Origin of the sequence: Leucobacter allii (assembly GCF_022919155.1) — a bacterium.
GTDB classification, from domain to species: domain Bacteria; phylum Actinomycetota; class Actinomycetes; order Actinomycetales; family Microbacteriaceae; genus Leucobacter; species Leucobacter allii.
Genome location: NZ_CP095045.1, coordinates 341848 through 367866 on the forward strand (window position 1 = coordinate 341848; position 26019 = coordinate 367866).

Sequence of the window (26019 nt, forward strand, 5' to 3'; positions counted from 1 at the left end):
CCGCGCTCACCCCTCCGGCTGCTGCGCCGCCGCGAGGCAGCGCACGAGGAGCTCGCGGAGCGCATCCCGATCCACGCCCGTCAGCCGGGTGAGGTACAGGCAGACCTTGCTCGCGCGATGCGTGCCGAGGCGTTCGAGGAGCTCGGGCCAGCGCTCCGCGAACCCCTCGACAAGGTAGAGCGTGTGCTTCGCCGGACCGGGGGCGAAGGCGAGCAGCGGCATGCGCCCCTCGCGGCCGCCCGGCGTGCGATAGTCGGTCTCGCCGAAGCCGATGATGCGGCCGGCCCAGACGACGGGCTGCTCGCCCGTGAGCTCGGCGTGCAGGGCGAGGAGCTCCTCGGCCTCCGCGCGCCGGGCTCCCGTCGCGCGGTCGAGCACCGCGGCGACCGGGAGATCCGACGGGGACATGGCTGGCTCCTGCGCGGACATGCGACCTCCTGGCCTCGAGGCGGCCGCACGCGCGTCCGCCGGATGCCTCCAGCGTAGGGCGTGCGAGCGCCCCTGTCGCGCTCCGTCATCGACGCCCGCACCGGGCCGGCTCGGTGCTAGCGTCGGAAGCACGTCCGTTCCTCGATTGGAGCCCTCATGGCACAGCACGCACCCGTCCGCATCGGCAGCTCCGAACTCGAGATCGTCCCGCTCGCGCTCGGCGGCAACGTCTTCGGCTGGACCGCGGACCGGGAGGGCTCCTTCGAGGTGCTCGACGCGTTCCTCGCCGGCGGCGGCGACTTCATCGACACCGCGGACGGCTACTCGCACTGGGTGCCGGGGAACACCGGCGGCGAGTCCGAGACGATCATCGGGCAGTGGCTGGCGGCGCGCGGGGGTCGCGACGACGTCGTGATCGCCACGAAGGTCTCCACGCACCCGGAGTTCTCCGGACTCGCCGCCGACAACGTGCGCGCGGCCGCCGACGCGTCGCTCGCGCGCCTCGGCACCGACCGCATCGACCTCTACTACGCGCACTACGACGACGCCGAGACCCCGCTGGAGGAGACGGTCGCCGCATTCTCGGCGCTCGTGGACGCGGGCAAGGCGCGCGCGATCGGCGTCTCGAACTACACGGCGGAGCGGGTCGCCGAGTGGATCGGGATCGCGCGGGCGGGCGGCTACCACCTGCCCGTGGCGCTGCAGCCCCACTACAATCTCGTCGAGCGCGACTTCGAGACGAACGGGCTGCGCGAGGTCGCCGAGCGCGAGGGCCTTGCGGTCTTCCCCTACTACTCCCTCGCGAAGGGCTTCCTCGCGGGGAAGTACCGCGACGCCGCCGACGCGACCGCGCCGGGGGCCAGCGATCGCGCCGCCGGCGCGGCCGAGTACCTCGACGCGCGAGGACGGCGCGTGCTCGCGGCACTCGACGCCGCCGCCGCGGCGCACGGCACCGAGGTCGCGACGGTCGCCCTCGCCTGGCTGCGGCAGCAGCCGGTGGTCGCGGCGCCGATCGCGAGCGCACGCACGACGGCGCAGCTGCCGGCGCTGCTCGCCTCGGTCGATCTCGAGCTGAGCGCCGCCGAGCTCGCTGCGCTCGGCGCGGCCTCGGCGTAGCCCTGCGGTCGCTCCGCACCCCCGGGGCAGGGCGACCCGTCTAGCGGTCCTTCCCGCCGCTCCCGCCGCTCCTGCCGCTCCCACCGCCCCCGCCGCTCCCGCCGCGACGGCCCGTCCGCGCGCGGCCCGCGTCGTCGCTCGATGCGCCGTCGTGGCAGGATTGACGGGTGAGCGAGACGCAGCCGGCCGAGCCCCACCCCGAGCGCACCACGGCGGGCGTGGGGCCCTGGCCCGGCGGCCGCGACGCCTGGCCGGACGAGGAGTGCTACGACCCCGAGCTCCTCGAGCACGGCGACACCCGCAACGTGATCGACCGCTACCGCTACTGGCGGATGGACGCGATCGTCGCCGACCTCGACGCGCACCGGCATCCCTTCCACGTCGCCATCGAGAACTGGCAGCACGACATGAACATCGGCTCCATCGTGCGCAGCGCCAACGCCTTCGCGGCCGACACCGTGCACATTGTGGGCCGTCGCCGCTGGAACAAGCGCGGCGCCATGGTGACCGACCGCTACCAGCACGTCGAGCACCGTGAGGACGTCGTCGCGCTCACCGCCTGGGCGCGGCGCGAGGAGATCCCCATCATCGCGATCGACAACGTGCCCGGCTGCGTACCGATGGAGACGTTCGCGTGGCCCGAGCGCTGCGTGATGCTGTTCGGCCAGGAGGGGCCGGGACTCACCGCCGAGGCGATCGCCGCCGCCGAGGCCGTCGTCGAGATCACGCAGTACGGATCGACGCGCTCCATCAACGCCTCGGCGGCGGCCGCCGTCGCGATGCACAGCTGGGTGCAGCAGCACTCGCCGCTCCGCCCGCGCTGAGCGGGGAGGGCAGCCGGAACCGCCCTGCCGGGCTCAGCGCCTGCCGGGCTCAGCGCCTGCCGGGCTCAGTGCCCGCCGCCGGTGTACGGTCCGGAGACCGCGAGCCGCTCGAGATGCGCGGGGAGCGCGAAGCGCGGATCCCACCCCGAGATCGCGTCGAGATCGTCGCCCGCGGCGAGGCCCGCCGCCCACTCGCCCAGCTGCGGCGAGAACTTGAAGCCGTGCCCGGACAGCCCCGCCACGGTGACGACCCGGCCGCTCGCGCTGCGGTCGACCACGGGCAGTCGATCCGGCGTGTACGCGCAGTGGTGCACGCTCTCGCGCACCGGCTCGGGGTTGATGCCCTCGAAGAGCTCGGCGGCGCGCTGGCCGATCCGGATCAGCTCCTCGCGCGTGTGCGCCGTCGGCACCTCCGCGACGTCGCGGTACACCGGCCACTCGGGGTTTGTGCAGGCCTTGAATGCGTAGCCGTCGAAGCTCGGCGCGCCGAAGAAGTGGACCGATCCCGCGTCGCGCAGGAACGCCGGGAACTGCTCGGGCGCGAACAGATCCGGCCGTTTCGGCATGAACCAGGTGAGCCCGAGCACCTGCAGGCGGAGCAGGTCGTTCAGCTCGGGAGAGAGCCGGGTCGACCAGGATCCCGACGCGATGACCACCGAGTCGGCGAGCCAGGCGCCCTGCGTGGTGCGCACGACCACGCCGTTCGCGCGCTCCTCGATGTCGATGACGGCCGTGTTGAAGTGCAGTTCGGCGCCGTTCGCCTCGGCGAGGTCGAGCGCGCTCATCACGGCGACCTCCGGGCGGAGCCCGCCGCCGTGCGCGTCGAGCAGCCCGACGTCGCCGTCGTGGATGCGGTGCTGCGGGAACTCCGCCCGCAGCTCCTCCGTGCTCAGCGTGCGGTGCGGCAGATCGAACTCGCGCACGGTGCCGAGCGCGGTCTCGAAGTCGGGGAAGCCCTCGGGCGCGATGCTCAGGCAGCCCACCTCCGCGTAGATGTCGCGGCCCGACTCCCGCTCCAGCTCACGCCACAGATCGCGCGAGCGCTGGATCATGCGCACGTACGTGCCGCCCTCGTGCACCGCGGTGCGGAACACCCGCGACTCGCCGGCGTAGGAGGCGTGGGAGTGCACGCGGCCGTACTGCTCGATGCCCACCACGGTGAGCCCGGGGCGCTTGCTCAGCTGCCAGAGGGCCATCGAGCCCACCGTTCCGGCTCCGATGACGACGACGTTGCTGCGTTGGAGATCCATGGTTCCTTCTTCGATGTGCGGGCGGGGAGGGCGGCGGGACGAGCGGCGGAGCACGGGCGAGCGGGCGGCGGCTCAGGCGAGGGCCGGGGTCTCCCACAGGTTGAGCTTCGTGCCGATGCCGTCGCGGAGCGCATTGCGGTAGACCCGGGTGGCCCAGGCGACGTCCTCCACCGGCATGCCGCCGACGGAATAGATGAAGATCTCGTCGTCGTCGGTGCGGCCGGGGGTGAGCCCGTTGATGATCTCGCCCATGTCTTCGAACTGCTCGGGGCGCATGCGGCCGTCGCGCACCCGATCCACGAGGTGGATGCCCCAGATGCCGACGACCTCGTGCGCGGGCTCGGGCAGCTCCTCCGCCCAGGCCTGGTAGATCTTGCGGGCGTCGGCGACGTGCCGGGAGCGCAGTACCAGCTCCTCGTCGACGGCGAGATGGGCCGAGCAGCAGATGAAGGCGCCGGGCTTCACCCAGGCGTCGCGCACGCGCGGGTAGTGCTCGGAGCCCATATCGCTCGGCACGGCGATGCTGACGATGTCGGAGTCGCGCACGGCCGCCTCCATATCGGCGACCTGGGTGACGCGCAGCCCGGGGAACCGCTCGCCCGCCCACGCGAGGAAGGCGTCGACGCCGGCCTGGCTGCGCCCGGCGACCTTCACGGTGTCGATGCCGGGACGCACGGCGAGGAACGACTCGAGCGAGGTGCGGTTCATCGGACCCGGGCCGACGATCCCGACGACCCTGGCGTCCTCGCGGGCGAGGGATCGGGCGCCGACGCCGGGGATCGCCCCGGTGCGGTAGGCGCTCAGGAGGTTCGCCGACATGTAGGCGAGCGGGGCGCCCGTGTCCTTGTCGTTGAGGGTGAACATGAGGATGGACCGGGGGAGCCCCCGTTGCTTGTTGGCCACGTTCGAGCCGTACCACTTGCAGCCGGCCGTCTGGTAGTCGCCGCCGAGGTAGGCCGGCATGGCCATGAACCGGCGATCCGGACCGTCGACGGGCATGCCCGGGAACGTCTCCTCGGCCGGGAAGAACACCTGCGCGCCGTGCGAGTTGTTCTCGGTGCCCGCCATCCGGTAGTCGCCGGCCGCGAAGAGCCCGAGCATGTCAGTCATGGTGTCCACGCACGCCGCCATGTCGGTGACGCCGGCGCGGATCATGTCGGCTTCGTTGAGGTAGAGGAAATCGATCCGGGGATCTGCGGGGGAGGTCGTCACGGCGGTGTGTCCCTTCGGTCGGTCCCGACTGCGGTGTTCGGGATCGCGGCGGCCCGGCGGTCGCCGGCTGCGGTGGCAACAGCCTAGGACTATCCATTTGGATAGTCAAGATCGGGTGCGGGTGCGGGTGCGTGCGGGTGCGGGTGCGTGGGCGTGGGCGTGGGCGTGCGAGCGTGCGGGTGCAGGTGCGTGCGGGTGCGTGAGCGTGCGGGCGTGCGGACGCCCGCACGCTCCGTCGGCGATGCGGCTTCGGTGAGCCCGATGCGCCCGATTCGGGCTCACCGAAGCCGCATCGCCGACGGAATCTTCGCGCTTCAGTCCTGGGCGTCGGCGATGAGGCGCCGGATGAGCCGCAGCGCAGCGTCGACGCCCTCGGGAGCGACGAGCTGTTTGAAGACGATGCCGTCGAGCGCGAACCAGATGAGCTCCGCGAGCTCGGGGTCGCGCACCCCGAGCGCGTCGAGGCGCCGCACGATCGCCTCGCGGTAGGCGCGGTAGTGGTGCTCGGCGAGCGCCCGCAGCTCGGGTCGCCTCCGCGATTCGAGCAGCAGCTCGTACTGGAACGCCTGGCTCGCGGTATCGCGCGCGGAGAGGGACTCGATGCCGGCGGCGAAGGTCTCCGCGGTGAGCGCGCCGCCGAGCATATTCGAGCCGGCGAGGCTCTCGTCGATGGCGAACTCCATCGCCTCGGCCACGAGCTGATCCCGCGTGCCGAAGTGGTGCCGTACGAGCCCGTGCGACACCCCCGCCTCCGCGGCCACGGCGCGGTACGTCAGCGCGCGCAGGCCGCCGTCCGCCACGACGGCGACGGTCGCGCGCAGCAGGGCCGTGCGTCCGTTCGCGTCCTTCATCCCATGAGCGTATCGGCTTCCCGGCGGCGCGCCGTCCGCGCCGTCCACCGCGATGTCCGATTCCCGCGTGCGCGGTCCGCGGTCCGGCGGGAGAATGGAGGCGTGAACCTCCCCGCACTCGATTTCGACGCCTGCTACCGCGCGGCCTCCGGCCGGGACGCCCGGTGGGACGGGCGCGTCTACCTCGGGGTCACGAGCACCGGCGTCTACTGCCGGCCGTCGTGCCCGGCGCGCAAGCCGCGGCCCGAGAACTGCCGCTTCTTCCCGAGTGCGGCGGCGTGCGTCGCGGCGGGCTTCCGCGCGTGCAAGCGCTGCCGTCCCGAGGCCGTGCCCGGCACCCGGGACTGGGACGCCCGGGGCGATCTCGTGGCACGGGCGGTGCGCCGGATCCGCGACGGGGCCGTCGATGCGGTCGGCGTGCCCGGCCTCGCATCGGAGCTCGCCGTGAGCGAGCGCCACCTGCGCCGCATGCTCGTGGAGGAGATCGGCGCCGGTCCCCTGCAGCTCGCTCGGACGCGCCGCGCCCACGCCGCGCGCGCCCTCATCGAGGAGACGGCTCTGCCGATCGTCGACGTCGCGTTCGCTGCCGGGTTCGGCAGCGTCCGCCAGTTCGGCGACACGATGCGGGAGGAGTTCGGGATCGCGCCGTCCGCGATGCGGCGCCGCGCGCGGCCGGAGGGACCGCCGACGGCGGGCCCGACATCGGACGAGTTCCCCACGCTGGCGCTGCGCCTGCGCACGCGGGCGCCCTTCGACGCCGTCGCGATCCGGCATCATCTCGCCGCCCACGCCGTCCCCGGGCGCGACCGCATCGAGGCCGACGGCGTCACGGCGCACGCCATCGACACGCCGGGCGGCACGGCCGTCGCGCGGATCGACTGGCCGCGACTGACGGGCGCGGACGACGCGGCGCCCGATCGCGCCGCGTCGCGCGGGCGGACGATCGGGATCCCGGTCGCCCTCACCCTCCCGACCCTCGCCGATGCCATGCCCGCCATCCAGACCGTGCGCCGCCTCCTCGATCTCGACGCCGATCCCGCGCAGATCGCGGACGCCTTCGCGGGGGATCCGATCCTCGGCCCGCTCGTCGCCCGCAGACCCGGTCTCCGGCTTCCCGGCGCGCGCGACCCCGAGGAGTTCGCCTTCGGCACGGTGCTGGGTCAGCAGGTCTCCCTCGCTGCGGCGCGCACGCTGCAGGGCCGGCTCGCCGAGCGCTTCGCCGATCCCGGGGCCGTCGTGGTCGATCCCGGATTCCTGGCGCGCCCCTCGGCCGCGCGGATCCTCGCGATGCCCGCGGAGGAGCTGCGCGCCGCGCTCGGGCTGACGGCGGCGCGGGCGGAGACGCTGCGCGCGCTGGCCGCGTCGCTCGCCGGCGGGCTCGCGCTCGACGGCGGCGCCGACCGCGCCGCGGTGCGCGAGGAGCTCGCCGGGATCCGCGGCATCGGCCCGTGGACGGTGGAGCTCGTGGCGCTCCGCGCCCTCGGCGACCCCGACGCGTTCCCCGCGGGCGACCTCATCCTCCGGCGGGCCCTCGGCTCGCCGCCGCTCCGCGAGGCCGCGCGCCTCGCCGAATCCTGGCGACCGTTCCGCGGCTACGCCACCCAACACCTCTGGGCCGACTTCCTCGCGGCCGGAAAGCAGGACACCCCATGACCGCAGCACCCGCACCGCTCCGGCGCACCGTCGTCACCATCGCCGGGCACCCCTTCCATGCGCTCTGGACCCCCGAGGACGGCGCGATCCGCGCCGCCGGGTTCGCGACCGCCGACGACCCCGGGGCGATCGGGCTCGAGGAGCGCCTCGCGCGACTCGATCCGGCGACGAGCGCGCGCGGCGTCGCCGATGCGTCGTCGGGGGAGGACCGCTTCGGCATCGCCGCGTCGCTCGAGGCGTACGCGGCGGGCGAGCTGGACGCCATCGATCGGCTCGCCGTCGCGCAGCCGGAGACCCCCTTCCGCGGCGAGGTGTGGCGGGCGCTGCGCGGCGTCGCCGCGGGCGAGGCCGTGACCTACACCGAACTCGCGGCACGCGCCGGGCGGCCCTCCGCGGTGCGCGCGGCCGCATCGGGCTGCGCGACGAACCTCGTCGCGCTCGTCGTGCCCTGCCACCGCATCGTCCGCAGGGACGGCGGTCTCGGCGGGTATCTCTTCGGCGTCGAGATCAAGGAGCGACTGCTGCGCCACGAGGGCGCGATCGCCTGACGCGCCGGGGCGCCGCGGTCCGCGCCCTGCCGCCGGACGGCCGGTGCCGGCGCGCCGAGCGAGCCGTGCAGACCGTGCCGTGCAGACCGTGCCGGCCGTATCGCGACGCCGATCGAGGCCGGGCGTCCGCCGGCGCCCGCAGCTTCCGATGCCGCGCGGAAATGACGCGTTCGGGGTTCGCCGAGCCGTATCGGGCCGCAATGCGTCACTTCCGAGGGGAGCCCGAGGCGCGGGATCGGTGGCGACGCGGGGCCGAGCGGAGGCGCGGGATCGGTGGCGACGCCGGGCCGGGCGAAGCCGGCGGGATTGCGGCGATACCCGGGTCGCGGCGATCCTCGGTTCGGCGATGCCCGGTCGCGGCGATCCCCGGTCGGGGCGTTCCCTGGTCGGGGCGATGCCCGATCGGGCCTCGGGGAACGGGCGCGCAGTGGAGCGGGCGCAGAGCCCGGCAGGCCCGGGAAATGCATCAGGCCCTCCCCGATCTCTCGGGAAGGGCCTGGTCGGAGGGGATGACGGGAATCGAACCCGCGCTGTCAGCTTGGGAAGCTGAAGTTCTACCATTGAACTACATCCCCGGGGTGGGATCCTGCGATCCCGACTCGACCACCCTAGCAGATCGCCGGCCCCGATCCTCCCCGCCCGGCGGGAGCCGCGAGCGGGGGCGCGGACGGGCGGAGCGCAGCCGGCGACCGGGGCGGCGAGAGCCGGATCGGGGACGCGGGGGCTACTGGCAGACGGCCGCCTTGGCGAGCGCCCCGCGCTGATCCTCCGCGGTCCACGCGAGCTCGGGGCCCGAGCCGGCCTCGGCGGAGATCGCGGCGATCTCGAAGGCGAGCGACTTCGCGAAGCCGGCGCCCGCCGAGGAGTTGTTCAGCGCGACGACGACCGTGTAGCCGGACTCGGGATCGTGATAGGCGGCCGTCAGGGTGCCCGTGATCGAGCCGGTGCGCCCGTAGAGGGGGCCGACCTTCTCCATGCCGAAGGTCCACTGCCGACCGGCGGTGTCGGGCTCCGTCGTGGGGTTGCCGTCCTGGTCCCGATCCGGGTTCTTGGTGGGGATCCCCGTCGTCACGACCGAGGCGTCCTCCCCGCCGAAGGCGCCGTCGAGGTACGCCGTGTAGAAGTTCTTGAGGTCGGTCACCGTCGTCACCGTGGCCCCGGCGCCGCCGAGCATCGACGGCGACACCTCGGCGACCGCCACCGGCTCGACGTCGCAGACTGGTGCGCCGCCGCTGGAGGGGTAGGTGAGCCCGTTCAGCGTCGTGCCGCTCACGGTGGTCGTCGACATGTCGGGGTAGTAGCTCGAGCCCATGCCCGCGGGGCTGAAGATGCGATTGCGCAGCAGCGAGGAGATGTCGGTCGCGGTCTCGACCTTGAGCACCCGGGCGAGGAGCACGGCGTTGGTGTCCGACTGGTGCATGTTGAGGCCGCGCCAGCGGAAGGGGCCATCGGAGAGCCCCTGCGCGATGAGCTCCTGCTCGGGCCACGGGCGCGAGGGGTTGTTCGCGAAGATGTCGGTGTAGGCGCCCTTGAAGTCGCGGATCCCCGAGGTCATGTCGCACAGCTGGCGGTAGGTGACGCCATCGACGCCCGACTGCCTGGTGAGGTCCTCCGTGATCTCGCGGTCGAGATCGAGGCGCCCCTCCTCGACGAGGTCGAGCAGCAGCGCGCACATGACGGGCTGGGTCGCCTGGGCCCCGCGGATGCGCGCCGAGCCGTCGATGCCGTCGCCGTAGCCCGTGACGTACTCCCCGTCGGCCGACCACACGCCGACCACGGCCTCGGTGGAGCCGCTCTGCTGCATCGCCGAGGCGATCGCGTCGTCGATGCTGCTCGACAGCGCCCCGTCGACCGTGTTCACATCGCCGCCCGATGAGAGCACCCCGCCGCCGGAGCACGCCGTCAGACCGATCGCGGCCGCCGCGACGAGCGCCACGCCTGCGATGCGGGTGCGATGCGCAATCCTCGGAATCAAACTCGACCGCCAATCTCCACGGGAACAGGGCACAGAACACCGGAGAGTCTAGTGCGTGCGACTGAGAAGACCGGCTTTGGGCGGGCGAAGTGAGGATATCCTTACTAGACTGTCGGGGTGACGATCTTTACTGATGACGTGATCGCCGGCGTGACCGGCCATATGAACGGCGACCACCCGGAGGACAACCTCCTGATCGCGCGGGCTTTCGGGTCCCCCGCCGCCCACTCGAGCCGGATGGTCGGCGTGACGGGCGAGGCCGGCGTCTGGCTCGTCGCCGACGCGGACGGCGAGCACGAGCTCGAGGTCGCCTGGCCGGGCGGAGCGATCTCCGAGCGCCCCGAGATCCGCCGCGAGGTCGTCGCGCTCTACAAGACGGCCTGCGAGCGCCTCGGCGTGCCCGCCCGCGAGGAGCACGCCCCGGCATCGGCCCCGCAGGGCGGCGGCCACCCGCACGGCGGCCACCCGCACGGCGGCCACCCGCACGGCGGCCACCCGCACGGCGGCCCGCGTCACGCCGGTGAGATCGAGGAGACCGGTGAGAAGCCGTTCTCCGTCACCCTCCGCGAGGGCTCCTGGTCGGACCACTCGGACAGCGAGGGCGCGACGTTCATGGAGGACATCATGCGCGGGATCGGCTCCCGCCAGGACTACATCGACCTCGTCGCGCAGCACTACTTCATGTACGAGGCGCTGGAGGAGGCGGCCATGCAGCTCGCCGCCGACCCGGCGACCGCGGCCTTCCACCCCGCCGGGATCGTGCGCATGCCCGCGCTCGAGGCGGACCTCGCGGCGCTGATCGGGGCGGACTGGCGCGAGCGGATCGCGCCGGTGCCTGCGACGGCCGACTACGCGGCGCGGATCCGCGAGATCGCCGCGGAGGGGTGGATCGCGGGGATCGTCGCCCACCACTACACCCGCTACCTCGGCGACCTCTCCGGCGGCCAGATGATCGCCAAGCGCGTCGCGCGGCAGCACGGCCTCTCCGCGGAGGGCATCGCCTTCTACGACTTCGCTGGCCTCGGCGCCCCGACCGACTTCAAGAACGCGTACCGCGCCGCGCTCGACGCCTTCGGCGCGACGCTCGACGAGTCCGAGCGGCAGCGCATGCTCGACGAGGTGCGCACGGCCTACGGCTTCAACACGGCCGTCTTCGTGGATCTCGGCAAGGCGAAGGCGGCGAAGGCCGCGGCCGCCTGATCCCGCGCGATGGAACCCCGCGACCCGCTCAGGGCCGCGGGGTTGCGCGCATGCGGCGCGCGAACGGACCCGCTACTGCTCGCGGCCGTGCATGAAGCGCACGACGTTCGGGTCCACGATGACGTCGCGCGGCTGCAGCGGCCGCTGCAGGTAGAGTCCGTCGAGCGAGCGCACCCGGCTCAGTGCGACGTACGTCTGCCCCGCGCTGAACGCCCGCGGGCCCAGGTCGACGATGGCCGCGTCGTAGGTGTGCCCCTGGGACTTGTGCACGGTCACGGCCCAGGCGAGGCGGAGCGGGAACTGCTCGAACTCCGCGACGACCTCTTTCTCGAGCTTCTTGGTCTCCGCGTCGTAGCGGTAGCGGTATCGCTCCCACACGGTCGGCTCGACCTCGAACTCCTCGGCGTCGGAGCCCGCGCCGATCTCCACCCACACGGTGCCGTCCACGCGGGAGACCGTGCCGATGGTGCCGTTGACCCAGCGCCCGTCCGGATCGTTGCGGAGGAACATGACCTGCGCGCCCGGCTTGAGCTCGAGGACCTCGTCGGCGGGATAGGTGTTCTCCCGGAACTCGCCGTTGATCTCGGCGACCGCCTTGAGCGCGGTGCCGCGGATCTCGGCGAGGCGCTGCGCGTTGATGCGGTTCACGGTCGCGTTCGTCGTCGCGAGCGTGATCACGTCCTTCGGCGCGGGCCGCGCGCCGGCCGCGTTGAGCTCGGCGGCCTGATCCTCCGCCACCACCCCGTGCCGCACGGCTCCGAGGATCTGCTTGAATCGGTCGTCGCGCTGCCGATGCACCTCGACGAGCTCGATGACGGAGAGCGGCGTGGTCGCCCACACCTGCGCGTCGAAGAACCAGAGCGATCGGTAGGTGTCGGCGAAGTAGGCGCGCTCGTGCGGATCCCGCGGCGGCACGGGCGGCAGCTGGTAGGGGTCGCCGAACATGATGACCTGGGCCCCGCCGAACGGATCGTGCTTCTTGCCGCGCGCGATGCGGAGGGATCGGTCGATAGCGTCCATGAGGTCGGCGGAGACCATCGAGATCTCGTCGATCACGAGGGTGTCGATGGCGGCGAGCATCTTCTTGAGCTCGGCGGGCTGATCGAGATCGTGGTCCGCGATGATGCCCGTCGGCAGCCGCAGCAGGGAGTGGATGGTCTGCCCGCCGACGTTGAGCGCGGCGACACCGGTCGGGGCGCAGACCGCGATGATCTTGCTCGTGTTCCAGGAGAGATGGTTCAGGATCGTCGACTTGCCGGTGCCCGCCCGGCCCGTGACGAAGATGTGCTCGCGGGTGTGCTCGATGCGCTCGTAGACGGCGAGCTGCTCGGGGCTGAGGGGAGGACGGGCCACCCGGATAGCCTATCCGCGAGCGGGGGTCGCGGGCGGAGCGGCGCCGGGGTGCCGCACGCGGCCGCAGGATCCCGCTACGGCCGCCGCGGGAGCAGCACGTGCGTCGAGGCGCCGTCGCGGGCGAGGAGGTATCCCGCCACGACGGAGACGCCCTGCTCCGCGAGCGGCCATTCGATCACGCGCTCCCCGCGCTGATCGATGACGACGGCGCGGCCGCTCTCCACCCCGGGCAGGGGCGGCTCGGCCCCCGACTCCCCGGAGAACAGCAGCAGCGAGCCGTCGCGGCTCACGCTCCGCAGGCCGATGATGCTGTCGGGGAGGTCCCGCTCGCCGACGGTCGCGCCGCGGAGCCGGTTCTTCCGGTCGTCGTCCTCGATGAGGGCCGGCCGGCCCGCGGCGTCGACCCCGACCGTCGTGCCGCCCGCGAGCTGGTCGGCGATCGTGTAGGTGATGCCCTGTCCGGGCCCCGGCGCGAAGCCGTACTGCGAGTCGCCGACCGTGCGCTCGACCTCGGCGCCGTCGAGATCGTAGAAGGCGTACGCCGGGTCCGATTCGTTCTCGCGGAGCATGTAGCCGTCGCTCAGCCAGGTCAGCGCGTGCACGTCCTCGACCGCGGTGTCGACGGCGATCTCCCCGCTCGTGCCGTCGAGGATCTGGATCCGGTCGTTCAGGCGGTGCGTGACCCCGATCATGCCGTCGCCGAGCGGCACGGCCTCGGGTTCGGCGCCGATCGCGGTCGCCCAGTTCAGCGTGCCCGTCGGGAGGCCCGGATCGGCGCCCGGGTCCGCGGCCTCGAGCTCCGCCGCGCCGGGGTCGGGCGGGGAGACGCTCATGATCGTGTCCGATCCCACCGCGTAGAGCCGGGGAGCGGCGGGATCGAGGATCCCGTCCTCCGCGGCGCCCCAGCGGATGGGCACCGCGTCGCCCGGCTGCGCCGAATCGTCGGGGCGCGGCAGCTGCATGATGGCGCGGCCCGTCCGGGTGCTCACCAGGGTCGAGCCCCGCGCGTTCGCGCCGCCGAATCCGGAGACCACGACGGTGTCGCCGACGACCGCCCCCTCCCGGCAACTCCCCGGCACCTCCCACATGACCGCTCCGCCGGAGAGGCTGCGCCCGACGACGCGGGGGGACCCGGGCGATTCGCGCGCCTCGACGACGATGTCGCCGGGCACGTCGTCGGATTCGAGGTCCGGGGGGAGCTCCCGACCGATGCCGCAGACGTCGTCGGAGGTCGAGTAGGCGCCCGCGAGGCCGTTCGCGTACGCATCCCAGAACCACGCGCCGGGATCTCCGCTCGGGTGCATCGTCTCGCCGAGCGCCGCGATCGCCTCGTCGGAGTTCAGATCTTCGCCGCCCGATCCGGGACCGGCGGCGCATCCCGTGAGCAGCGCCACGGCGACGAGACCCGCGAACCCGCGCAGGCGGCGCCGGCCGGATCGCGAGGTCATGCCGCTGCCTCCCGGCGGGGTCGCGAGCCCCCCGCGCGCATCGGCAGCAGGAGCAGGAGCCCGATGAGGAGCACGACGCCGATGCCGATGATGCCGAAGATCGTGGCTCCGCCGATCGCGATCGCGATCGTGAAGCCGGCGGGGGCGAGGAAGGAGACGGCGCGCCCCGTCGTCGCGTACAGGCCGAAGATCTCGCCCTCGCGCCCGGCGGGGATGAGGCGGGCGAGGAAGGAGCGGCTCGCGGACTGCACGGGGCCGACGAAGATGCACAGGAGCAGGCCGAAGGCCCAGAACACCCAGGCGCCGGCGTCGTGCAGTGCGAAGACGAGCATGGCGCAGACCACCATGAGCAGAATCGACCAGATCATGACCCGCTTGGCCCCGAGCCGATCCTCGAAGAAGCCGACGAGGATCGTGGCGAGGCCCGCGACGACGTTCGCGGCGATCGCGAAGACGATCACCGTGGTGCTGTCGAAACCGAAGCTGCGCGCGGCGATGACGCCGCCGAAGGTGAAGACGCCGGCGAGGCCGTCTCGGAACACGGCGCTCGCGACGAGGAAGTGCAGCGTCTGCCTGGCATCGCGCCAGAGGCCGGCGATGCTGCGGAAGACGTCGGCGTACGCCGAGACGAACCACCGGCCGCCGCTCGCGGGGTGCGCCCGCGCGTCGATCTCGGGGACGGCGAGGAAGACCGGGATCGCGAAGACCGCGAACCAGGCCGCCGAGACGAGCATCGCGATGCGCACGTTCCACGAGCCCTCCGCGGTGACGCCGAACCAGCCGACCTCCGGGAAGATGAATCCGACGAGCAGGATCGCGAGGAGCACGATGCCCCCGAGGTAGCCCATGCCCCAGCCGATCCCGGAGATCTTGCCGACGTTGCCGTTGTGGGCGATCTGCCCGAGCATCGCGTTGTAGCTGACGCTCGCGAACTCGAAGGCCACATTGCCGATGGCGAGCAGCACGAGGCCGAAGATCAGGAACTGCTCGTCGGGGGCGACGAGCACCATGAGCAGGGTGCAGACCACGACGATGGCGGTGTTGATCCCGAGCCAGGTCTTGCGCCGGCCGGCTTGATCGGTGAGCCGGCCGATGACGGGCGCGAACAGCGCGACGACGACCCCGGCCACGAGGAGGGCCACGCCGAGCTCGGCCGAGACCCGCTCCTCCGGCCCGAAGGGGGCGCTGGTGATGTAGACGCTGAAGACGAAGGTGGTGACCACCGCGTTGAACGACGCGGAGCCCCAGTCCCACAGCGACCAGGCGAGCACGGTCCGCTTCCGCACTGCGGGGGCGGCCGCGGACGCGGCGGTCGGCGCGGCGGGGGCCGGCGACGGGTTCTCGCTCATGGGGTCACTGTATCCGAGGCGAGTGAATTCTGAGAGTTGAGTGTATTCGACTCAAGTTCACTCGCGACGACTTGACGCCGCGCGGTAGGCGGCTAAACTTGAGTGCATCAGGCTCAATGTCGATCCGGAGCGGGGTCCCCGATCCGGATGGGCGCGAGCGCAGGCTCCCGGCGCCGCACCGCGCGGCCCCGGCGGAACGAAGACGCAAGGAGAACGTATGTCGCGTGCAGTCGGTATCGATCTGGGCACCACCAACTCGGTGGTGTCCGTGCTGGAGGGCGGCGAGCCCACCGTCATCGCGAACGCCGAGGGCTTCCGCACGACCCCCTCGATCGTCGCATTCACCAAGGACGGCGAGGTGCTCGTCGGCGAGACCGCGAAGCGCCAGGCCGTCACCAACGTCGACCGCACGATCGCCTCGGTCAAGCGCCATATGGGCACCGACTGGAAGACCGACGAGATCGACGGCAAGCGCTACACGGCGCAGGAGATCAGCGCGCGCACGCTCATGAAGCTCAAGCGCGACGCGGAGACCTACCTCGGCGACAAGGTCACCGACGCGGTCATCACCGTGCCCGCCTACTTCAACGACGCCGAGCGCCAGGCCACCAAGGAGGCCGGCGAGATCGCGGGCCTCAACGTGCTCCGCATCATCAACGAGCCCACCGCGGCGGCGCTCGCCTACGGCCTCGACAAGGGCAAGGAGGACGAGCTCATCCTCGTCTTCGACCTCGGCGGCGGCACCTTCGACGTCTCCCTCCTCGAGGTGGGCAAGGACGAGGACTTCTCGACGATCCAGGTGCGCGCGACCGCGGGCGACAACCGTCTCGGCGGCGACGACTGGGATCAGCGCGTCGTCGAGTGGCTGATCCAGCAGTTCAAGTCCTCGACCGGCGTCGACGTCGCGAAGGACAAGATCGCCCTGCAGCGCCTCAAGGAGGCCGCGGAGCAGGCGAAGAAGGAGCTCTCGAACTCGATGAGCACCCAGATCCAGCTGCCCTACCTCTCGCTCACCGAGAACGGCCCGGCGAACCTCGACGAGACGCTGTCGCGCGCCAAGTTCGAGGAGCTCACGAAGGATCTGCTCGAGCGCACGCGCAAGCCGTTCCAGGACGTGATCGCGGAGGCGGGCGTCAAGGTCTCCGACATCGCCCATGTGGTGCTCGTCGGCGGCTCGACCCGCATGCCGGCCGTGACCGAGCTCGTGAAGACCCTCACCGGCGGCAAGGAGCCCAACAAGGGCGTCAACCCCGACGAGGTCGTGGCCGTGGGCGCCGCGCTCCAGGCCGGCGTGCTGAAGGGCGAGCGCAAGGACGTCCTCCTCATCGACGTCACCCCGCTCTCCCTCGGCATCGAGACCAAGGGCGGCATCATGACGAAGCTCATCGAGCGCAACACCGCCATCCCGACGAAGCGCTCGGAGACGTTCACGACGGCGGAGGACAACCAGCCCTCGGTCGCCATCCAGGTCTTCCAGGGCGAGCGCGAGTTCACCCGCGACAACAAGAACCTCGGCACCTTCGAGCTCACCGGTATCGCGCCGGCGCCGCGCGGCATCCCGCAGATCGAGGTCACCTTCGACATCGACGCCAACGGCATCGTGCAGGTCTCCGCGAAGGACAAGGGCACCGGCAAGGAGCAGACCATCACCATCTCCGGCGGTTCGACGCTCTCCAAGGAGGACATCGAGCGCATGGTGCGCGAGGCCGAGGAGCACGCCGCCGAGGACAAGCAGCGCCGCGAGGCGGCCGAGGTCCGCAACAACGCCGAGCAGCTCGCCTACTCGGTCGAGAAGCTCATCTCGGAGAACGAGGACAAGCTGCCCGAGGACGTCAAGACCGAGGTGCAGGGCGATCTCGACGCGCTGAAGCAGGCGCTCGCGGGCGAGGACGAGGCCGCCGTCAAGACGGCCGCCGACAAGCTCGGCGAGAGCCAGGGCAAGCTCGGCGAGGCGATCTACGCCGCCGCCCAGGCCGAGGCGCCCGCCGACGGCGCCGCGGACGCGTCGAACGACGACGACGTGGTGGACGCCGAGGTCGTCGAGGACGATGAGTCCGACAAGCCGGGGGAGCAGAAGTAACGATGACGAACGAGGAACAGCGCACGCCGGGCGAGGAGCCGAGCGGCGACGAAGTTCCTGCTGCGGGGTCGGAGGCGAATGCCTCCGGCCCCGTGCCGCAGGAGCCGGGTGAGGCGGACGCCGAGCTCACCGTCGACGACATCCTGAGCGCGGAGCAGAACGCCGATGCGGCGGAGGCCGAAGGGTCCGAGGACGCCGATCCCGAGTCCCAGTACCTCGAGGATCTGCGCCGCCTCACGGCCGAGTACGCGAACTACCGCAAGCGGACCGAGGCCAACGCGGCGCTCGAGAAGCAGCGCGCGATCGCGGCCGCCGTGACGCCGCTGCTCTCGGTGCTCGACGACCTCGACCGCGCCGAGCAGCACGGCGATCTCGCCGAGGGCAGCGCCTTCGCGACGATCGCGCAGAAGCTGCGCGCGTCGATGGAGCGCCTCGGGCTCTCGAGCTTCGGGGAGAAGGGCGACCCCTTCGACCCGCAGCTGCACGAGGCCATTGCGCAGGTGCCCGTGCCCGGCACCGAGCAGCACACGGTGCTGGACGTGATCGAGCGGGGGTACCGCATCGGCGATGTCGAGCTGCGCCCCGCCAAGGTAGCGGTGGCGGTGGGGGCAGATGGCTAGTCAGGATTGGCTCGAGAAGGACTTCTACCGCATCCTCGGCGTCTCCAAGGACGTCGACGACGCCGGTCTGAAGAAGACCTACCGCAAGCTCGCGCGGAAGTACCACCCGGACTCCAACCCGGGTGACGCGGTGGCCGAGGCGAAGTTCAAGGAGGTCAGCGAGGCGTACTCGGTGCTCTCCGACGCGGAGCAGCGCGCCGAGTACGACCAGATCCGCGCGATGGGCGCCGGCGGCGCCCGCTTCACGGCGGGCGGCGGCGGAGGCCAGGGCTTCGAGGACGTCTTCGGCGGCATGTTCGGCGGCGCGGGCGGCCGCGGCCAGTACAGCTACCAGCAGGGCGGAGGCGCCGGCTTCGAGGACATCTTCGGCGGCATGTTCGGCGGCGGCGCGCCCCGCGGCCCGCAGCCCGGGCGGGACATCCAGGCCACCACGACCCTCGACTTCGAGACCGCCGTGCAGGGCAAGACCGTGACGCTGCAGGCCTCCTCGGGCGCCGTGAAGGTGAAGATCCCCGCGGGCGTCTCCGACGGCCAGAAGATCAAGGTGCGCGGCAAGGGCGAACCGAGCCCGAACGGCGGACCGGCCGGCGACATCATCCTCACGGTGAGCGTGCGCAAGCATCCCGTCTTCGAGCGGGACGGGCAGCACCTCAGGCTGAAGCTCCCGGTCACCTTTTCGGAGGCCGCGCTCGGCGCGACGGTCGAGGTGCCGACGCTCGGCGGCGCGCCCGTCAAGCTGAAGGTGCAGCCGGGCACTCCGAGCGGCCGGGTGCTCCGGGTGAAGGGCCGCGGGGTGTCGAGCTCCAAGGGCACCGGCGATCTGCTGGCCGAGGTGCAGATCGTCGTGCCGTCGCACCTCTCCGACGCCGCGAAGGAGGCGCTCGAGGCCTTCCGCGAGGTCGAGCCCCAGGAGAATCCGCGCGCGGATCTCCTCTCCCGGGCCCGCGGCTAGGCCGGGCGCTCCCCGGACTCATCCGGGGAGCGCCCGGTACCGGACCTCCCTCACGACGAACCGAAAGCAGGTGCAGAGATGGCGCTTCCGCAGATGGACCGCTTCACCCCGGTCTTCGCGATCGCGGCCGCCGCGGAGCTCGCGCAGATGCACCCGCAGACGCTGCGGCAGTACGACCGGATCGGACTGGTGTCTCCGCAGCGCACCCGGGGCAACACCCGGAGGTACTCGCTGCACGACGTCGCGCGGCTGCGCGAGGTCGCCAGACTGTCGGGGGAGGGGCTGAGCCTCGAGGGGATCAGGCGCGTGCTCGAGCTCGAGGATCGCGTGCGCGATCTCGAGGGGCGGGTGCGCGAGCTCGAGCGGGCCCTCACGGAGGAGCGCCTGCAGCGACCGGAGCGCCGCGTCTTCGCGGCGGGCGCGGCCGGCGGCGAGGTGGTGACGCTCCGGCGCGGCGCGCGCGTCAAGCGCAGCGCCGACGTCGTGGTCTGGCAGCCGTGAGGTCGGAGGGCCGGCCCGCCGAGACTCCGCCGCGCACCGTCGGCCGCTCCGAGTCCGACGCGCTGCGGGAGCGGCTGCGGACGCTCTTCGCGGCGCTGTCGCGCGCCCCCGACTTCGACGCCCCCGAGCTCCAGGCGTTCGACGCGGCCGACGAGCTGCTGCTCCTGACGCTCGCCCAGGAGATCGCGGACGCCGGGACGCCGATCGGAGCCGGCGAGCTCGTCGTGATCGGCGATCACCACGGGGCGCTCGCGCTCGGCGCCGCGTCGGTGCTCGGGCTGCACGGGATCCGCGTCTACCAGGACCCCCTGCTCGGCGAGCGCGCGCTGCACGCGAACGCGGCGAGGCTCGGGATCGACGCCCCCGCGTCGCACGGGGCGCTCGACGCGGCGCTCCTCGGCGGCGCCCGCCTCGTGCTGCTCCGGCTGCCGCGCGGGCTCGACGCCCTCGCCGAGATCGCCGAGGCGATCGCGCGCTGCGCCGCGCCCGACGTGCGCGTGCTCGCGGGCGGCAGGGTGAAGCACATGACGCTCGCCCAGAACCAGGTGCTCGCGCGCTCCTTCGCGCTGGTGCGCGCCGGGCTCGCCCGGCGCAAGGCGCGCGTGCTCACGGCGAGCGCCCCCGTTGCGAACGGCGACGGCTCGAAGAACGGCCCGGCCTCGAGCGGCGGGGCCGGGCCCGCGCCGCGCTGGGGGAGCGATCCTGCGCTGTCGTTCCGGGTCGCGGCCTTCGGCGCGACCTTCGGCGGGCCGACGCTCGATCGCGGCAGCCGCCTGCTGCTCGCCGGCCTCGACGATGCGGCGCCCGGGGCGCGCCGCATCGTCGATCTCGGCTGCGGCACCGGCGTGCTCGCGGTCTCGGCGGCGCTCGCGCGGCCCGAGGCCCGCGTCATCGCCACGGACCAGTCGAGCGCGGCCGTGGCCGCCACCCGGTGCACGGCAGAGGCCGCGGGCGTCGCCGAGCGCATCGAGATCCATCGCGCCGACGCGCTCGAGGCGGTGCCCGAGGGGTGGGCCGAGCTGATCCTGCTGAACCCGCCGTTCCACACGGGCGCGACGGTCCACGCGGGAGTCGCGCACCGCCTCATCCGCTCCTGCGCCCGGGTGCTCGCGCCCGGCGGCGAGCTGCGGCTCGTCTTCAACTCGCCTCTCGCCTACCGCCCGCTCGTGGAGCGCGAGATCGGCCCCGCCAGGCAGATCGACCGGGACCGCACCTTCACCGTGCTCGCCGCCCGCCGCCGCTGAATCGCTTCGCTCTGTAGCAATAGTGCTATATTGCTTTCATGGCAGACACGATGAGCGACGTCTTCGGGGCGCTGGCGCACCCGACCAGGCGGCAGATCCTGCAGGACCTCAAGGCGGGCGAGCGCGCCGCCGGCGAGATCGCCGCGGCCTTCCGGGCCACGGGACCCACGATCTCCCGGCACCTGGCCGTGCTCAGGCAGGCCGGCCTCGTGACGGAGCGGCGCGAGGGGAACCGGATCCTCTACTCCCTCGTGGGGGAGCGGCTCGCGCTCTCGGTCGGCGACTTCCTCTCCGCCGTCTGCCCCGAGCAGATCGTGCTCAGGCAGACGCGCGGGAGCGGTCGCCGCGACGCCGCGGAGCGCGACGCATGAGCGTCACCGCGCTCCTGACCCCGTGGTACCGGCGCACCGCGACCCGTGCCGGCGGTGGGGCGGACGAGCCCGGCTCGCTCGCCGCCACGCCGATCCTCGACCACGGCTCCGCGGGGATCCGCCGCCTCGTCGAGCGCGCGCGGCGGGACGCGGCGTCCGAGCGGCCGCTCGCGATCCTGGAGGCCGCGCACGCCGTCATCCGCGACGAGGTCCGCGCGGTGTACGCCCTCGCCGAGGACACCCCGGCGTCCCGCACGCTCGCGCGCGGCTTCGGGTCGTGCAGCCAGCGCCTCGCGATCCTCGAGAGCGCCGCCCGCGCCCTCGGCACCGCCACCCGGGTGCGGGCGCTGCTCATCGACCGCGCGTTCTGGTACCCGCGCTTCCCGCGCATCGGCTTCGCGCTGCCCGACCGGGTCCTGCTCGCCTGGCCCGAGTTCGACGTCGACGGCTGGCGCCCCGCATCGGAGCTCTTCGGCGCCATCGGATGCCGCGGCGGCGGATCGTTCACCAATCGCGGCGCGGAGACCCTCTTCGAGGCCGTCGGCCGGTGCGCGGTGGACTGGGACGGGCGCAGCGGGGGCGGCGCGTACGACCTCTCGCGGTTCGTCCGCGCCGACCACGGATACTTCGCCGACCGCGACGACGCGTTCGCCGTGCTCGGCCAGACCCTCTGCGCGCCGTCGCGCCGCATCGCGGATCCGATCCTCCGCCGGGTCGCCGCCTGACGGCGCCGCGCAGACGAGGAGGAGCCGACAGTCCGGCGGGGAGGAGCCGCCAGGGCCGGCGGCGCCGTTCCGCTCAGCCGCGCTCGCGTGCGCGCTGCTGCTCCCCGCGGGCGCGGATCAGATCCCGCACCGAGACCTGGCGCTCGCGCTGGCCGTAGGCGTCGGACGAGATGCCGGAGAGGAACATGCCGGGATCCACCTCGAGCGCCGAGGCGAGCCGCACGAGCGTCTCGGCGGTCGGGCTCGACGCGCCGCGCTCGATCTTGCCGATGCTCGTCCAGCTGATCTCCGAGAGCTCGCCGAGATCCTCCAGCGAGATGCCCAGCTCCTGGCGCACCGCGCGGATGCGTCCGCCGATCTCGCGGGCGGCGGCGGAGTGGATCTTCGGCACCCCTCCAGCGTGATCGACCAGTGCGCGCGACACCAGAACGCCGACGTCCTGGGTGAAAACAGCCAGTGCGCGAAGCCCCTGCCGCGAAGCCGCCGCGGCGGCGGACTACGCTGGGAGCCGTGCAGGCGAACTCCGCTCGCGCCCTGCTCCTGCGCATGGCGCCGAGCATCTACGGTCCGACGATGCTCTTCACCCTCGGCGAGTACGCGATGCTGCCGCTGATCCCCGTGATCGCCACGGGCATGGGGGCGGGGATCGGGCTCTCCGGGCTCATCGCCTCGGCCGCGGTCGTCGGGCAGCTGGCCGGCAACCTCCCGGCCAGCTGGGTGGTCGCGCGCGCCGGCGAGCGCATCGCCATGCTCGCGGCGTCGGCCGTCGCGCTGCTCGGCGCCGCCGGCGTCGCGCTCGCACCCCACCTCGCGCTGCTCGGCGCCTCCGTCTTCCTCGTCGGCTTCGCGGCCGCGACCTTCGGACTCGCGCGGCACGCCTTCATGACGACCCGCGTCCCCGTCGCCTTCCGCGCCCGCTCGCTCGCCCTGATCGGCGGGGCACACCGGCTCGGCCGCTTCGCCGGGCCCTTCCTCGCCGCCGGCCTGCTCGCCGCGACGGGGGATCAGTCGCTCCCCGTCTGGGCCTTCGTCGGCTGCCTCGCGCTCACCGCCGCGCTCGTCGGCTTCGCCCCCGATCCCGAGCGAAGCGCGCTCGCCGGATCGGCCCCGGGGGCGGCACCGGGGGCGGTCCCGGCCGCCGGGGGCGGCGCGGCGGGCTCCGGCGCCCGGCCCGGCCCGGACGCCGCGTCCGGCGGGATCCGGAGCGCCGTGCGCGCGGGGGGCGGCGGGCTGCTGCGGGTCGGCGGGGCCTCCGCGATCCTCGCCGGGCTGCGCGCCGTCAAGGACGTGCTGCTGCCGCTCTGGGGCGTCTCGATCGGCATGGATCCCGCCGCCGTCGCGCTCGTCGTCGGCGTCTCGGGCACGATCGACTTCGCGCTCTTCTACGCGAGCGGGCAGGTGATGGACCGCTTCGGCCGGCTCTGGGCGGCGCTGCCGGCGACCGTCGCCATGGCGCTCAGCTTCCTCGTGCTCTCCGTCACCCACGACGCTCCGGGCGCCGAGATCTGGCTCATCGCCTGCGGGGCGGCGATGGGCCTCGGCAACGGCCTGTCGAGCGGCATCAATCTGACCCTCGGCGCCGACCTCGCGCCGCCGGGGAACCCCGCGCCCTATCTGGCCGCCTGGCGCACCCTCACCGATTTCGGCGGGGCGGCCGCACCGCTCGCGGCCTCGGCGATCGCCGTCGTCTCCCTCCCGGCGGCCGCCGCGGCGACGGGCGTGCTCGCGGTGCTCGGGGCCGCGGCATTCGCACGCTGGGTCCCCCGATACGTTCCCCGCGCGCCCACCCGCCGCCGAGGCGGCGCTGTCTAGACTGGTCCGTGCCCGCCCACCGGCGCCCCCGATCCCCGACCGAAGGACTCCCGCACACCGTGAGCACCAGCGATCGTCCCGCACCACTGCGCATCCTCATCGGGTGCGACACCTTCCTCCCCGACGTGAACGGCGCCGCCCGCTTCGCCGAGCGGCTCGCCGCCGGCCTCGTCGATCGGGGCCACGACGTGCACGTCGTCGCCCCTTCGGTGACGCACCGGCGCGCCGGAGCCTTCGTGGAGACGATCGAGGGCGAGGAGATGACGGTGCACCGCTGGGCCAGCTGGCGCTGGTACCCGCACGACTGGCTCCGCTTCGTGCTGCCCTGGCGGGCCCGCGGCATGGCCAGGCGGCTGCTCGACCGGGTCAGGCCCGACGTCATCCACATCCAGTCGCACATCGTCATCGGTCGCGCGCTCGCGATCGAGGGCGCGAAGCGCGGCATCCGGATCGTCGCCACCAACCACGTGATGCCCGAGAACGTGCTCGACTTCACCCTGCTCCCGGAGCGGGCCAAGCGGGTCTTCGTGCGCTGGGGCTGGCGCGCGGCCGATCGCGTGCTGAAGCTCGCGTCGGCGGTCACGACCCCCACGCGCCGCGCCGCCGACTTCCTCGAGCGCAGCACCCACCGGCGGGGGGTGCTGCCCGTGAGCTGCGGGCTGCGCGCCGCGAACTACACGGCCGATCTCGCGCCCCGCACCTCCCACACGCTCGTCTTCGTCGGACGCGTCACGCTCGAGAAGGAGATCGACGTGATCCTCCGCGCGATCCCGCGCCTCGACCCCGCGCTCGACGTGCGCTTCGCGGTCGTCGGCGACGGCGACCAGCGCCGCAACCTCGAGAAGCTCGCGTCGGAGCTCGGGATCGCCGACCGCGTCGAGTTCACGGGCCGCGTCACCGACGAGGAGCTCCGCGCCCGACTCACCGGCGCGAGCGCGTTCGTCATCGCGTCCATCGCCGAGCTGCAGTCGATCGCGACGATGGAGGCGATGGCCTCCGGCCTCCCCATCGTCGCCGCCGACGCGATGGCGCTGCCGCACCTCGTGCAGCACGGCGAGAACGGCTACCTCTTCCAGCCGGGGAACGACCGCGAGCTCGCCGAGCGCATCGCGGACGTGCTCGACCGCACCCCGGAGGCGTACCGGGCGATGCAGGAGGCCTCGCTCGCGGCGGTGCAGGCGCACGACATCGACCGCACCCTCGAGACCTTCGAGCAGCTCTACCGCGGCGAGGCCGGCGCCCGCTGATGCACGTCCTCATCGTCACCGACCAGCACCCGGAGTCGCTCGGCGGCGTGCAGGTGGCGATCCGGCTGCAGCGCCGCGCCCTCGAGCGGCTCGGGCACCGGGTCACGATCGCCGCTCCCGCCCTGCACCGCCGCGAGTACATCACCGATCGGGAGAATCGGGAGGCCTACGTCGATCTCCCCTCCCGCCCCATCACGCGCGACCGCGAGTACGGGCTGAGCTGGCCGGGCGCCCGCACGGACCGGGTGCTCGCAGCCGCCCTCGCCGACCGCCCGCGGGCCGACCTCGTCCACGTGCAGGGGGACTTCTGGGGCGCCATGATCGGGCTCCGCGCGGCCCGCGGGCTGCGCGTGCCGCTCGTCATCACGCTGCACAACCACGTCGATGCGGGCACGCGTGCGGTCACCCCGCTCGCGCCGTTCGTCTTCCGGGCGCTGCGCGGCTGGCGGCGGCTCGCGCTCGGCCGCGTCCGCCCGGCTGACGGGGCGGTCCGCATCCCGCAGCGCGCCCGCGGCGCCTGGCGCTACCTCGCCGAGCTCACCGCCGAGGCGGTCCGCATCTCCGCACCGTCCCGGCACTTCGCCCGCCAGCTGGAGGCGCACGGCGTGCGCGCCGGGGCGGGGGACGGCGCGGTCCGGGTGACCCCCGGCGGCGTCGACGACGCCGCGATCGAGGCGGCCCGCGCCGCTCCCCGCGCGCCGCGGGAGCGCCCGCGGCTCGTCTGGCTCGGCCGCATGAGCCACGAGAAGCGCGTGCTCGAGCTCGTCGACGCCGTCGCGGCCTCCGGTATCGACGCCGAGCTCGTGCTCCACGGCGCGGGTCTGCTCCTGCCCCAGCTGCGCGAGCGGATCGCGCGGCACGGCCTCGGCGAGCGGGTGCGCATCGCGGGGCCCGTGCCCTACGCCGAGGCGCTCGCCGCCATGCGCGACGCCGACGCGCTCGTGCAGACCTCGATCGGCTTCGAGACGCAGGGCCTCACGCCGTTCGAGGCGGCCGCGCTCGGCACGCCGACCGTGTTCTGCGACCCCGCGATCGCCGAGGACGTGGCCGCGAGCGTCGAGTGGCGGGCCGCCGACGCCTCGGTCGCCGCCCTCGCGAGCGCGCTGCGCATCGCCGTCGCCGAGCTCGCGGCGGCGTCGGCGGCCGGGGATGCCGAGCGGTTCCGCATCCCGGCGGCCGAGTCGGCCCGCTTCCTGCAGTCCGCCCGGTCGGAGGCGATGCTGCGGCTGTACGGGGAGGCGCTCACCCGATCCTGAGCG

At 73.3% G+C, this 26019-nt stretch carries 24 protein-coding genes and 1 tRNA gene; 15 read left to right on the plus strand and 10 right to left on the minus strand.

The features are described 5' to 3' along the window. Window positions 1-6: 6 nt before the first annotated feature. A complete protein-coding gene (locus MUN78_RS01490; protein ID WP_244728314.1) occupies window positions 7-408 on the minus strand; it encodes a DUF1801 domain-containing protein in 402 nt (133 codons plus the stop codon). A 177-nt stretch (window positions 409-585) separates the two neighbouring features. Here MUN78_RS01490 and MUN78_RS01495 point away from each other — a divergent pair, with 177 nt between their 5' ends. Then, window positions 586-1545 carry an aldo/keto reductase gene (locus MUN78_RS01495; RefSeq protein WP_244728316.1) on the plus strand — a complete coding sequence of 320 codons (960 nt, stop codon included), beginning with the start codon at window positions 586-588 and terminating at the stop codon, window positions 1543-1545. A gap of 167 nt (window positions 1546-1712) precedes the next feature. Further along, entirely contained in the window at window positions 1713-2369 is a 657-nt protein-coding gene (locus MUN78_RS01500; protein WP_244728317.1) for a TrmH family RNA methyltransferase, read from the plus strand. 65 nt (window positions 2370-2434) lie between these two features. On the opposite strand, the gene solA is transcribed toward MUN78_RS01500, so the two are convergent. The 3 genes from solA to MUN78_RS01515 all read right to left on the minus strand — a co-directional run bounded on the left by solA (window position 2435) and on the right by MUN78_RS01515 (window position 5682). Further along, window positions 2435-3619, minus strand: coding sequence for an N-methyl-L-tryptophan oxidase (gene solA, locus MUN78_RS01505; RefSeq protein WP_244728319.1), 1185 nt, complete (start codon window positions 3617-3619; stop codon window positions 2435-2437). Between the two features lie 72 nt (window positions 3620-3691). After that, a complete protein-coding gene (locus tag MUN78_RS01510; protein ID WP_244692592.1) occupies window positions 3692-4831 on the minus strand; it encodes a tyramine oxidase subunit B in 1140 nt (379 codons plus the stop codon). 314 nt (window positions 4832-5145) lie between these two features. Continuing rightward, window positions 5146-5682, minus strand: a complete 537-nt coding sequence (locus MUN78_RS01515) for a TetR/AcrR family transcriptional regulator (RefSeq protein WP_244692593.1) — start codon at window positions 5680-5682, stop codon at window positions 5146-5148. A gap of 102 nt (window positions 5683-5784) precedes the next feature. On the opposite strand from MUN78_RS01515, the gene MUN78_RS01520 reads away from it, so the two are divergent. Next, on the plus strand, window positions 5785-7335 hold the full coding sequence (locus MUN78_RS01520) for a DNA-3-methyladenine glycosylase 2 family protein (protein WP_244728320.1): 1551 nt from the start codon (window positions 5785-5787) through the stop codon (window positions 7333-7335). Beyond that, a complete protein-coding gene (locus tag MUN78_RS01525) occupies window positions 7332-7883 on the plus strand; it encodes a methylated-DNA--[protein]-cysteine S-methyltransferase (RefSeq protein ID WP_244728322.1) in 552 nt (183 codons plus the stop codon). Before MUN78_RS01520 ends, MUN78_RS01525 begins: the two co-directional genes overlap by 4 nt. Before the next feature lie 504 nt (window positions 7884-8387). Here the strand turns inward: MUN78_RS01525 and MUN78_RS01530 are convergent. Both MUN78_RS01530 and MUN78_RS01535 read right to left on the minus strand, forming a co-directional pair. Further along, window positions 8388-8458: transfer RNA gene (locus MUN78_RS01530), tRNA-Gly, on the minus strand. Between the two features lie 149 nt (window positions 8459-8607). Further along, complete coding sequence (locus MUN78_RS01535; protein ID WP_244728324.1) at window positions 8608-9819, minus strand: serine hydrolase domain-containing protein; 1212 nt, start codon at window positions 9817-9819, stop codon at window positions 8608-8610. Window positions 9820-9975: 156 nt separating this feature from the next. Here MUN78_RS01535 and MUN78_RS16725 point away from each other — a divergent pair, with 156 nt between their 5' ends. Beyond that, window positions 9976-11058 carry a biliverdin-producing heme oxygenase gene (locus MUN78_RS16725; RefSeq protein ID WP_346730602.1) on the plus strand — a complete coding sequence of 361 codons (1083 nt, stop codon included), beginning with the start codon at window positions 9976-9978 and terminating at the stop codon, window positions 11056-11058. 72 nt (window positions 11059-11130) lie between these two features. On the opposite strand, the gene MUN78_RS01550 is transcribed toward MUN78_RS16725, so the two are convergent. The 3 genes from MUN78_RS01550 to MUN78_RS01560 all read right to left on the minus strand — a co-directional run bounded on the left by MUN78_RS01550 (window position 11131) and on the right by MUN78_RS01560 (window position 15208). After that, window positions 11131-12411, minus strand: coding sequence for an ATP-dependent DNA helicase (locus tag MUN78_RS01550; RefSeq protein WP_244692682.1), 1281 nt, complete (start codon window positions 12409-12411; stop codon window positions 11131-11133). A gap of 74 nt (window positions 12412-12485) precedes the next feature. Then, entirely contained in the window at window positions 12486-13859 is a 1374-nt protein-coding gene (locus MUN78_RS01555) for a hypothetical protein (protein ID WP_244728326.1), read from the minus strand. Beyond that, complete coding sequence (locus MUN78_RS01560) at window positions 13856-15208, minus strand: MFS transporter (protein ID WP_244728328.1); 1353 nt, start codon at window positions 15206-15208, stop codon at window positions 13856-13858. The genes MUN78_RS01555 and MUN78_RS01560 overlap by 4 nt, the downstream gene beginning before the upstream one ends. 217 nt (window positions 15209-15425) lie before the next feature. Between MUN78_RS01560 and dnaK the strand changes: the two genes are divergently transcribed. From dnaK to MUN78_RS01595, 7 genes are all read left to right on the plus strand, one after another. Then, window positions 15426-17288 carry a molecular chaperone DnaK gene (gene dnaK, locus MUN78_RS01565; RefSeq protein ID WP_244692685.1) on the plus strand — a complete coding sequence of 621 codons (1863 nt, stop codon included), beginning with the start codon at window positions 15426-15428 and terminating at the stop codon, window positions 17286-17288. Between the two features lie 2 nt (window positions 17289-17290). Then, the gene (locus MUN78_RS01570; protein ID WP_244728329.1) at window positions 17291-17908 is read left to right on the plus strand and encodes a nucleotide exchange factor GrpE; all 618 of its coding nucleotides are present in this window, start codon (window positions 17291-17293) and stop codon (window positions 17906-17908) included. After that, window positions 17901-18860 carry a DnaJ C-terminal domain-containing protein gene (locus MUN78_RS01575; RefSeq protein ID WP_244728331.1) on the plus strand — a complete coding sequence of 320 codons (960 nt, stop codon included), beginning with the start codon at window positions 17901-17903 and terminating at the stop codon, window positions 18858-18860. The genes MUN78_RS01570 and MUN78_RS01575 overlap by 8 nt, the downstream gene beginning before the upstream one ends. A 78-nt stretch (window positions 18861-18938) precedes the next feature. Further along, window positions 18939-19361, plus strand: coding sequence for a heat shock protein transcriptional repressor HspR (locus tag MUN78_RS01580; RefSeq protein ID WP_244728333.1), 423 nt, complete (start codon window positions 18939-18941; stop codon window positions 19359-19361). Beyond that, window positions 19358-20605 carry a class I SAM-dependent methyltransferase gene (locus MUN78_RS01585; RefSeq protein ID WP_429952294.1) on the plus strand — a complete coding sequence of 416 codons (1248 nt, stop codon included), beginning with the start codon at window positions 19358-19360 and terminating at the stop codon, window positions 20603-20605. Before MUN78_RS01580 ends, MUN78_RS01585 begins: the two co-directional genes overlap by 4 nt. 38 nt (window positions 20606-20643) lie before the next feature. Further along, on the plus strand, window positions 20644-20976 hold the full coding sequence (locus MUN78_RS01590) for a metalloregulator ArsR/SmtB family transcription factor (protein WP_244692689.1): 333 nt from the start codon (window positions 20644-20646) through the stop codon (window positions 20974-20976). Beyond that, window positions 20973-21701 (plus strand): hypothetical protein, encoded by a 729-nt coding sequence (locus tag MUN78_RS01595; RefSeq protein ID WP_244728334.1) that lies wholly within the window; start codon window positions 20973-20975, stop codon window positions 21699-21701. Before MUN78_RS01590 ends, MUN78_RS01595 begins: the two co-directional genes overlap by 4 nt. Window positions 21702-21774: 73 nt before the next feature. Here MUN78_RS01595 and MUN78_RS01600 read toward each other — a convergent pair whose 3' ends face one another. Beyond that, window positions 21775-22092, minus strand: coding sequence for a helix-turn-helix domain-containing protein (locus tag MUN78_RS01600; RefSeq protein ID WP_244692691.1), 318 nt, complete (start codon window positions 22090-22092; stop codon window positions 21775-21777). A gap of 119 nt (window positions 22093-22211) precedes the next feature. Between MUN78_RS01600 and MUN78_RS01605 the strand changes: the two genes are divergently transcribed. Genes MUN78_RS01605 through MUN78_RS01615 form a run of 3 tightly spaced genes read left to right on the plus strand, consistent with a single transcriptional unit; the run spans window position 22212 to window position 26016 of the window. Then, window positions 22212-23513: an MFS transporter gene (locus tag MUN78_RS01605; RefSeq protein ID WP_346730603.1), complete on the plus strand. Its 1302-nt coding sequence runs from the start codon at window positions 22212-22214 to the stop codon at window positions 23511-23513. 59 nt (window positions 23514-23572) lie between these two features. Further along, entirely contained in the window at window positions 23573-24760 is a 1188-nt protein-coding gene (locus tag MUN78_RS01610) for a glycosyltransferase (protein WP_244728336.1), read from the plus strand. After that, on the plus strand, window positions 24760-26016 hold the full coding sequence (locus tag MUN78_RS01615) for a glycosyltransferase (RefSeq protein ID WP_244728338.1): 1257 nt from the start codon (window positions 24760-24762) through the stop codon (window positions 26014-26016). The genes MUN78_RS01610 and MUN78_RS01615 overlap by 1 nt, the downstream gene beginning before the upstream one ends. The last annotated feature ends 3 nt before the right edge of the window (window positions 26017-26019 follow it).

What these genes read in the sequence shown, in the direction of transcription:
- MUN78_RS01490 (WP_244728314.1), bottom strand. Translation starts at nt 408, where the DNA reads ATGTCCCCGTCGGATCTCCCGGTCGCCGCGGTGCTCGACCGCGCGACG.
- MUN78_RS01560 (WP_244728328.1), bottom strand. Translation starts at nt 15,208, where the DNA reads ATGAGCGAGAACCCGTCGCCGGCCCCCGCCGCGCCGACCGCCGCGTCC.
- MUN78_RS01555 (WP_244728326.1), bottom strand. Translation starts at nt 13,859, where the DNA reads ATGACCTCGCGATCCGGCCGGCGCCGCCTGCGCGGGTTCGCGGGTCTC.
- MUN78_RS01575 (WP_244728331.1), top strand. Translation starts at nt 17,901, where the DNA reads ATGGCTAGTCAGGATTGGCTCGAGAAGGACTTCTACCGCATCCTCGGC.
- MUN78_RS01525 (WP_244728322.1), top strand. Translation starts at nt 7,332, where the DNA reads ATGACCGCAGCACCCGCACCGCTCCGGCGCACCGTCGTCACCATCGCC.
- solA (WP_244728319.1), bottom strand. Translation starts at nt 3,619, where the DNA reads ATGGATCTCCAACGCAGCAACGTCGTCGTCATCGGAGCCGGAACGGTG.
- MUN78_RS01580 (WP_244728333.1), top strand. Translation starts at nt 18,939, where the DNA reads ATGGCGCTTCCGCAGATGGACCGCTTCACCCCGGTCTTCGCGATCGCG.
- MUN78_RS01495 (WP_244728316.1), top strand. Translation starts at nt 586, where the DNA reads ATGGCACAGCACGCACCCGTCCGCATCGGCAGCTCCGAACTCGAGATC.
- MUN78_RS01590 (WP_244692689.1), top strand. Translation starts at nt 20,644, where the DNA reads ATGGCAGACACGATGAGCGACGTCTTCGGGGCGCTGGCGCACCCGACC.
- MUN78_RS01595 (WP_244728334.1), top strand. Translation starts at nt 20,973, where the DNA reads ATGAGCGTCACCGCGCTCCTGACCCCGTGGTACCGGCGCACCGCGACC.
- MUN78_RS01615 (WP_244728338.1), top strand. Translation starts at nt 24,760, where the DNA reads ATGCACGTCCTCATCGTCACCGACCAGCACCCGGAGTCGCTCGGCGGC.
- MUN78_RS01570 (WP_244728329.1), top strand. Translation starts at nt 17,291, where the DNA reads ATGACGAACGAGGAACAGCGCACGCCGGGCGAGGAGCCGAGCGGCGAC.
- dnaK (WP_244692685.1), top strand. Translation starts at nt 15,426, where the DNA reads ATGTCGCGTGCAGTCGGTATCGATCTGGGCACCACCAACTCGGTGGTG.
- MUN78_RS01515 (WP_244692593.1), bottom strand. Translation starts at nt 5,682, where the DNA reads ATGAAGGACGCGAACGGACGCACGGCCCTGCTGCGCGCGACCGTCGCC.